Below are 7,241 nucleotides of genomic sequence, written 5' to 3' on the forward strand. Positions count from 1 at the left end.
GGGCTTGCCCGCGAACGGGGCGCTGCTGTTTCAGCACAGGATCACAGCAACAGATCCTTGAGCCAGAACGACAGCGTCTTGTCCGACTCATCCGGCTCGCCCAGATCCCGCCACGCACACGACGCACGCAGCGAAGGCTGATGCAGAAACCCTCGATTACGCCAGAAGGCGTGTAGCGGCTTGTAGTCTTCTGGCCGGCGCGGATGGCCATTGGGCCGTTCGACGGCACTGAATGCGCAGTAATGAAAGCCACCCAGCTTGTGCGCATAAGATTCGCGCTCGATGAAAAAGCGCACGCCCAGCCCTCGCCCGCGATAAGCCGGCAGCAGCACCGACTTGCCGAAATAATAGACGGTGCGCGGATCGCGTCCCTGCTCGAAAAACGGCTGGCGGAAAGCCTCAGGCTTGTCGCCCAACGGCATGCCGGTGGAAACGCCTACCACCCGCCCCTCGTCCATCGCCAGGATCGCCAGGCTGCGCTCGGAGTCGATATAGCGGCGAAGACCGTCAGCCTCGTACGCCGGCGTGCTGTCGTAAAGATAGGGGAACTCGCGGACCACCGTCAGGCGCAGGCGAGCGATATCATCGATGTAAGGCGCGATGGCAGCGCCGTGAAGCAGGCGGATTTCCATGCGGAGCAGTCGTTCTGTCGCGCCCGGCCAAGCCGGGCCTGAGGGGAAACCCTATCATCGGCTGCGACATGAGCCCTTTCCCCTGCGCGACAGGTATTTCTCCAGAACCGCTGCCAGATCAGGCAATACGCGTCCCCAACACCTTGAGGAACGCCGCCAACCAGGCCGGATGCGCCGGCCAAGCGGGCGCCGTCACCAGATTGCCATCCACATGCGCCTGGTCGATGGCAATATCCACGAACCGTCCCCCGGCCAACCGCACCTCCGGCGCGCACGCCGGATAGGCGCTGCACGCACGCCCTTCGAGCACCCCTGCCGCCGCCAGCAACTGTGCGCCATGGCACACCGCCGCGATCGGCTTGCCCGCCTGGTCGAACTCCTTGACCAGTTTCAGCACCCGCTCGTCCAGACGCAGGTACTCCGGCGCCCGCCCACCGGGGATCAGCAGCGCGTCATAGCCCTCGGCACGCACCTGGACGAAATCGAAGTTGAGGGCGAAGTTGTGCCCAGGCTTCTCGCTGTAGGTCTGGTCGCCCTCGAAGTCGTGAATGGCCGTGCGCACGGTCTGCCCGGCGATCTTCTCAGGGCACACCGCGTGCACCGTGTGGCCAACCATCTGCAAGGCCTGGAACGGCACCATCACTTCATAGTCTTCGACGTAGTCGCCCACCAGCATGAGAATCTTCTTCGCCGTCATCGCATCCACTCCTTCGTTTGCAGGGAACAATCACTGCACGATAGTCCGCTTTGTCGATGAACGATATACGGCGCAGGTCTCAGTTGCGACGATCCAGCAGATTGACCACCAGCCGATCCAGCCAGCCCCAGATCCGCTGCTGCACCCGCCGCCACAGCGGCCGGGCCTTCCAGTGATCCAGATCGACCTCCTCGCTCAAGGCGAAGTCCCGCGTGAAACTGGCCAGCACCGCAGCAGTCAGCGGCGGATCGAGGGCTTCGACGTTGGCTTCGAGGTTGAAGCGCAGATTCCAGTGGTCGAAGTTGCACGAACCAATGCTGACCCAGTCGTCAACCACGGCCATCTTCAGGTGCAGGAAACATGGCTGGTACTCGAAGATCCGCACCCCGGCGCGCAGCAAACGCGGGTAGTAACGATGGCCAGCGTAACGCACCGAAGGGTGGTCGGTGCGTGGCCCCGTGAGCAGCAAGCGCACGTCGATACCCTTTTGCGCCGCCCGGCGCAGCGACCGGCGCACGCTCCAGGTTGGCAGAAAATACGGCGTCGCCAGCCAGATGCGACGCTGCCCACTGTTCAGTGCACGGACCAGTGAATGCAGAATATCGCGGTGCTGGCGCGCGTCGGCGTAGGCCACCCGGCCCAGGCCCTCGCCCTGCGCCGGCATCTTCGGCAGGCGCGACAGGCCGAAGTTTTCCGGCGGGCGCCAGGCCGTGCGACGGTGGTTGGCGTGCCACTGTCGGTCGAACAGCAGCTGCCAATCAGCCACCACCGGTCCCTCCATACGCACCATCACTTCATGCCACTCACTAGCCTCCTGGCCCGGTGTCCAGAATTCATCGGTCACGCCGGTGCCACCCACCACCGCCCAGTGCTCGTCCACCAGCAGCAGCTTGCGGTGATCGCGGTACAGGTTGCGCAGGCCCCGGCGCCAGCGCAGACGGTTGTACAGGCGCAGTTCGGCTCCGGCGGCCTGCAAACGCTGACGCAAGGCCGAAGGGAAGGCCAGGGCGCCATAATCGTCGAACAGGCAACGCACGCGCACGCCACGCGCGGCCGCAGACTCCAGGGCCTCGACCACCGCATCGGCACAGGCCCCCGCCTCCACCAGGTAAAGTTCCAGATCGACCTGGCGCTCGGCGCGCACGATGGCCATGAGCATGCGGGGAAAGAATTCGGGGCCGTCGATCAGCAGTTCGAACTGGTTGCCATCCCGCCAGGGGAAGACCGGCCCTGGCATGTCAGCGCGCGGTGAAGATCAGCACCGCGCTCACCGGCACCGACGGGTTGATGGACTTGAGCCCGGCGAAGGTGCGCAGGCGTTCCAGCCCTGGCAGCAAGCCATAGTCTTCGGCACGCAACAGCAGCGGCTCGAGGGTCACCACCTGGAATCGCCGCTCATCGAGGCGGGTGGCCAGCAGCAGGGCGTTGTAGCTGTGGGACTGGCCATGCAGCGTCACGGTCAGCGGCAGGCGCAGTTCCAGTTGGGCACCGTTGGCAAGGTCGTTGATCGGGCGCAGGTCGAGCTGGGCCTTGACCGTCGCTTCGGGGAAGCGCTGGACCTCGAACAGGGTGTCACGCATGCGCTCGTCACGCAGCGGGATACCACTGCTCACCGAATCCATCTCGATGCTCAAGCCAGCCACACCCTTGCGGTCGATGGTGCCGTGCAATACCAGGAAGCGGTGTACTTCGGCAGTATCGCCGTTCTTGCCGGTGATGAACGACAGGCGCGAAGACTCACCGTCCAGGTGCCAGTTGGCATGGGCAGGCAGGCACAGGGCCAGTAACAGGGCAGGTAGCAGGCGGAGCAAGGTGGGCATGTGAAACCTCGTGAAGCAAGGCCGACAACCTTACCCCGCAGGCCTTCACGGCAGCAAGCGACAACCCTCGCGCGGCCCCTGCCAGACAGCCATGCTATGCCGTCCTAGGCCTTCGGCGAGCACGCTGCGTGCGCGGCTGTCCTCTTCCAGGCGCCCCAATGGCAGGTACTGCTTCACATAGGCGCGGCAATAGGCCTCGTCAAAACCCATGACGAAGCGGCACGAGCAGTACTCCTTTGCCGAGTACGCCGAAAGAATGCTCGGAAAGTCCGACAGGGCCTGACGTTCGGTCCATGCCCAGGCCAGCAGGACCAGCAGCAACACCAGCAAGATCCGCTTCATGCACCCGCCTTCGCCAGCACGGCCAGCACGCGCTTGAGCAGTTCGTTATGGCTGTAGCTGCCGTCGCGGTCGTCGCCGTAGCGTACGATCACCAGCTTCTGCGTGGGCAGCACATATAGCGCCTGGCCCCAGTGACCGAGGGCGGCGAAGGTATCGGTGGGGGCATCCGGCCAGGGCGGTGGGTTGCCCGGCAGCGGCTGGTTCAGCCACCAGTGCCCGCCGGGGTTGGCATCGCCCGGCACCGGCTCGGCATGGGTGAACAGGGTGCGATTGAAGGCCACCCAATCGGCAGGCAGCAGTTGCTGCTCACGCCAGCGCCCGTCGCGCTGCATCAGCAGGCCGATGCGCGCAAGATCGCGGGCACTGAGGTAGAGGTAGGAGGAGCCGACATAGGTGCCAACACCGTCGCGCTCCCACACCGCATGCGTGATACCCAGCGGGGTGAACAGCGCCTGCCAGGGATAGTCGGCGTACTGGTCCGCCCCGAGCATGCCGCGTAGCGCCGCGGCCAGCAGATTGCTGTCGCCGCTGGAATAGACAAAGTGCTGCCCCGGCAGCTCGGCTTGGGCCATGCCAGCGGTGTAGGCCGCCATGTCATTGCGCCCGCGGGTATAGAGCATTGCCACGACCGAGGATTTGAGCGGCGCGTATTCATAGTCTTCCTGCCAGGCCAGGCCGCTGGCCCAGTGCAGCAGGTCGACCAGGCGCAGTTGCGGATGCTCACGCAAGGCGGGGTAGTAACGGGCGGCCGGATCATCGAGCTGGAAACGCCCTTCGCCGCGGGCGACGCCCAGCAACGTGGCCAGCACGCTCTTGCTGATCGACCAGGTCAGGTGCGGGGTGTCGACGCCTGTAGGCGCTGCGTAGCGCTCGTACAGAACGCGACCGTCACGAATGATCAGCAGTGCATCGCTGCGTACACCGCTGCGATCGACATCGTTGCGCAGCGCGAAGGCATAGTCGTCGACAGCCTGCCAGTCGTACCGCGTCGGATCCTGCTGCCATTGGCTGTCCGGCCACTCCTCGGCGAACACCGGCAGGGCGATCAATCCGAGAATCCCCAGCACCACCTTCAGTTTGCCCATCGATACCTCACGCGCGGTCAATCGGCGGAGCATGCCTGGGCTTCATGACAATCCTGCAGCAGCCCAGGCCTTGGCCAGGCGTTTTTCCCGGGTCGCGGCGGCCAGTGCCAGCAGCCCCTGGTCGCGCTGCCAAAGTTGCGCCCAGTGCCCGGGGCCGCTGGCCAGGGCCGCGTCGATATCACCACGCAGTGCCTGGAACTGGGCGAACAGGCCGGCCAGTAACAGATGACAGCCCACGCTGTCGGCGCACTGTCGGCTGGCCTCGGCACAGGCAGCGAGCAGGCCAATCACGCGCAGGCGCAACACCTGGGGCCAGGTGCACTCCTGGGCAACGCCGTGCAGCCACCCGAGCAGCGCGATGAGTACATAGAGGTCTTCGAGGGAGCGGAACGGTTTGACATAGGCATCCCAGCCATCCCCCGCCAGCAGCTCGCAGGCCGCGTGCTTCAGTTCGACACGGGCATGGCCGACCTCAGGCATCAACGGCAGGGTCGGCAACGCTTCGAGGGTCACGCCGGGCTCACCGGGGTAGACCACCGCCAGGCTCAGCCGCGCGCTCTCGCCCTGCGCTTCGCTGCGGGCCGCCACCAGCAACCATTCGGCGTCGAGACCGGCGGTGACGAAATCCTTGCGACCACTCAGCCGCAGCCCATCGAGACGGGTGTGCATGTCGGCCGGACGCACACTGCGTCGCTCGGTGGCGCACAAAGCCCCCAACCCCGCAGGCGCGCTGGGCCAGAGCACACGCAAGGCGGCCTGGTAACCGATCAGAAAGGCCAATCCCGGCGTGTCCATCGCGCGCCCACCCAGCGCCGCCAGTTCGAACGGCGTGACTGCGCCCAGACGCTCCAGCGTGGCCGCATAGGTCTCGCCCAGAGTGGCCGCCAGCGCCTGGCGCAGCGGGTCGTTGAGTCGTTGCAACCAGGTCATCGAATGCTCCTCGTGAGGGGTGTCACGCAAGCATCACCAAAGATTCACGGAGGTGACACCGCGCCTACCTAGGCTGACTTTGCACAACAAAGCCGACCGGCCGCAACCCTATTTGGCTGGCTTATGGAGACTCGCAATGACTCGGATCGCTCGCTCTGGCGACAACAGCACTGAACGCCGTCTGCAAGCCGAACGCCTGGTCGGCGCCGCGGCCCTGCAGGAAGCACAGGCCCTGCGTTTCAAGGTGTTCAGCGCCGAATTCAAGGCCAAGCTCAAGGGCGCGGAACTGGGCCTGGACATGGATGACTACGATATCCACTGCCGCCACATCGGTGTGCGCGACCTGGCCACCGGCCAATTGGTCGCCACCACCCGCCTGCTCGACCACCAGGCCGCCAGCAGCCTGGGCCGCTTCTACAGCGAAGAAGAATTCAGCCTGCACGGGCTGCTGCAACTGCAAGGCCCGATCCTGGAACTGGGTCGCACCTGCGTCGATCCCGGCTACCGCAACGGCGGCACCATCGCCGTGCTCTGGGGCGAGCTTGCCGAAGTGCTCAACGAAGGCCGCTACAGCTACCTGATGGGCTGCGCCAGCATCCCCATGCAGGACGGCGGTATCCAGGCCCACGCGATCATGCAGCGCCTGCGCGAACGCTACCTGTGCACCGAGCACCTGCGCGCCGAGCCGAAAAAACCGCTCCCCACCCTGGCCCTGCCGAACAACGTCATCACCGAGATGCCACCGTTGCTCAAGGCGTACATGCGCCTGGGGGCGAAGATCTGTGGGGAGCCCTGCTGGGACCAAGACTTCCAGGTCGCCGACGTGTTCATCCTGCTCAAGCGCGATGACCTCTGCCCGCGCTACGCCCGCCACTTCAAGGCGGCAGTCTGATGCCGGGCCTGCGGGCCTGCGCCCGCCTCCTGCGCCTGGTACTGGTGCTGTTGCTGGGGATCGCCATGGCCAGCGTCATCGCCTTGGGCGAACGCTTGGGGCTGCACGCCTCCATCGAGCGGCGGCAACGTTGGACCTGCCTGTTCATGAAACGCCTGATCGGCGCCCTGCCCTTTGACGTGCGGGTCGTCGGTGAACTGCCACAGCGCTCGATGCTGTGGGTCAGCAACCACGTGTCATGGACCGACATTCCCCTGCTGGGCATGCTCACGCCGCTGTCGTTCCTGTCCAAGGCCGAGGTACGCCAATGGCCGTTGGCCGGCTGGCTGGCGCAGAAGGCCGGCACCTTGTTCATTCGCCGTGGCGGGGGTGATGCCCAGCGTCTGCGCGAACAGATCAGCGAGCAACTGGGCCAGGACCGACCGTTGTTGATTTTCCCTGAAGGCACCACCACCGACGGTCGCGGCCTGCGCACCTTCCACGGACGCCTGCTGGCCGGCGCCATCGATCAGGACACACCCGTGCAGCCAGTGGCTATCCAGTACCTGCGCAACGGCGAACCGGACCCGATCGCACCGTTCATCGGCGATGACGACATGGTTTCGCACCTGATGCGCTTGTTTGGCCGGGAGCGGGGGGAGGTGGTGATTCACCTGCTGGCGCCGGTGGAGAGCCAGGGCAAGGAACGTGCGGCGCTGGCGTTCATGGCGCAGCAGGCGATTCAGGTGGCTTTGTTCGGGGTCGAGGACGTCGAGGTGGCGGTGCCGCGTCGGCAGGCAAAAGCGGCCTGATTGCTGGGGTGGGGCGAGCGGCCCTATCGCGGGGCAAGCCCGCTCCCACAGG

The 7,241-nt window shown here is 65.5% G+C and carries 9 protein-coding genes; 2 read left to right on the plus strand and 7 right to left on the minus strand.

Annotated elements, in window-relative coordinates; all coding sequences use genetic code 11:
* Positions 1–41: 41 nt before the first annotated feature.
* The 7 genes from ACPZMI_RS03290 to ACPZMI_RS03320 form a co-directional block, all read right to left on the minus strand.
* Positions 42–632, minus strand: a complete 591-nt coding sequence (locus tag ACPZMI_RS03290) for a GNAT family N-acetyltransferase (RefSeq protein WP_186667304.1) — start codon at positions 630–632, stop codon at positions 42–44.
* A gap of 118 nt (positions 633–750) precedes the next feature.
* Positions 751–1,329, minus strand: a complete 579-nt coding sequence (locus tag ACPZMI_RS03295) for a DJ-1/PfpI family protein (RefSeq protein ID WP_186667305.1) — start codon at positions 1,327–1,329, stop codon at positions 751–753.
* A 79-nt stretch (positions 1,330–1,408) separates the two neighbouring features.
* Positions 1,409–2,566 (minus strand): phospholipase D-like domain-containing protein, encoded by a 1,158-nt coding sequence (locus ACPZMI_RS03300; RefSeq protein WP_186710823.1) that lies wholly within the window; start codon positions 2,564–2,566, stop codon positions 1,409–1,411.
* A gap of 1 nt (position 2,567) precedes the next feature.
* Entirely contained in the window at positions 2,568–3,149 is a 582-nt protein-coding gene (locus ACPZMI_RS03305; RefSeq protein ID WP_186718797.1) for a YceI family protein, read from the minus strand.
* A 45-nt stretch (positions 3,150–3,194) separates the two neighbouring features.
* Positions 3,195–3,491, minus strand: a complete 297-nt coding sequence (locus tag ACPZMI_RS03310) for an amidase (RefSeq protein WP_186710822.1) — start codon at positions 3,489–3,491, stop codon at positions 3,195–3,197.
* Positions 3,488–4,567, minus strand: coding sequence for a serine hydrolase domain-containing protein (locus ACPZMI_RS03315; protein ID WP_426351665.1), 1,080 nt, complete (start codon positions 4,565–4,567; stop codon positions 3,488–3,490). Before ACPZMI_RS03315 ends, ACPZMI_RS03310 begins: the two co-directional genes overlap by 4 nt.
* A gap of 51 nt (positions 4,568–4,618) precedes the next feature.
* The gene (locus ACPZMI_RS03320; protein WP_426351663.1) at positions 4,619–5,506 is read right to left on the minus strand and encodes an acyl-CoA dehydrogenase middle domain-containing protein; all 888 of its coding nucleotides are present in this window, start codon (positions 5,504–5,506) and stop codon (positions 4,619–4,621) included.
* 136 nt (positions 5,507–5,642) lie between these two features.
* On the opposite strand from ACPZMI_RS03320, the gene olsB reads away from it, so the two are divergent.
* Positions 5,643–6,398 (plus strand): L-ornithine N(alpha)-acyltransferase, encoded by a 756-nt coding sequence (olsB, locus tag ACPZMI_RS03325; RefSeq protein ID WP_186667310.1) that lies wholly within the window; start codon positions 5,643–5,645, stop codon positions 6,396–6,398.
* On the plus strand, positions 6,398–7,189 hold the full coding sequence (locus ACPZMI_RS03330) for a lysophospholipid acyltransferase family protein (protein ID WP_426351664.1): 792 nt from the start codon (positions 6,398–6,400) through the stop codon (positions 7,187–7,189). The genes olsB and ACPZMI_RS03330 overlap by 1 nt, the downstream gene beginning before the upstream one ends.
* Positions 7,190–7,241: the final 52 nt, after the last annotated feature.

Source organism: Pseudomonas wayambapalatensis (genome assembly GCF_049942315.1).
Taxonomy (GTDB): domain Bacteria; phylum Pseudomonadota; class Gammaproteobacteria; order Pseudomonadales; family Pseudomonadaceae; genus Aquipseudomonas; species Aquipseudomonas wayambapalatensis.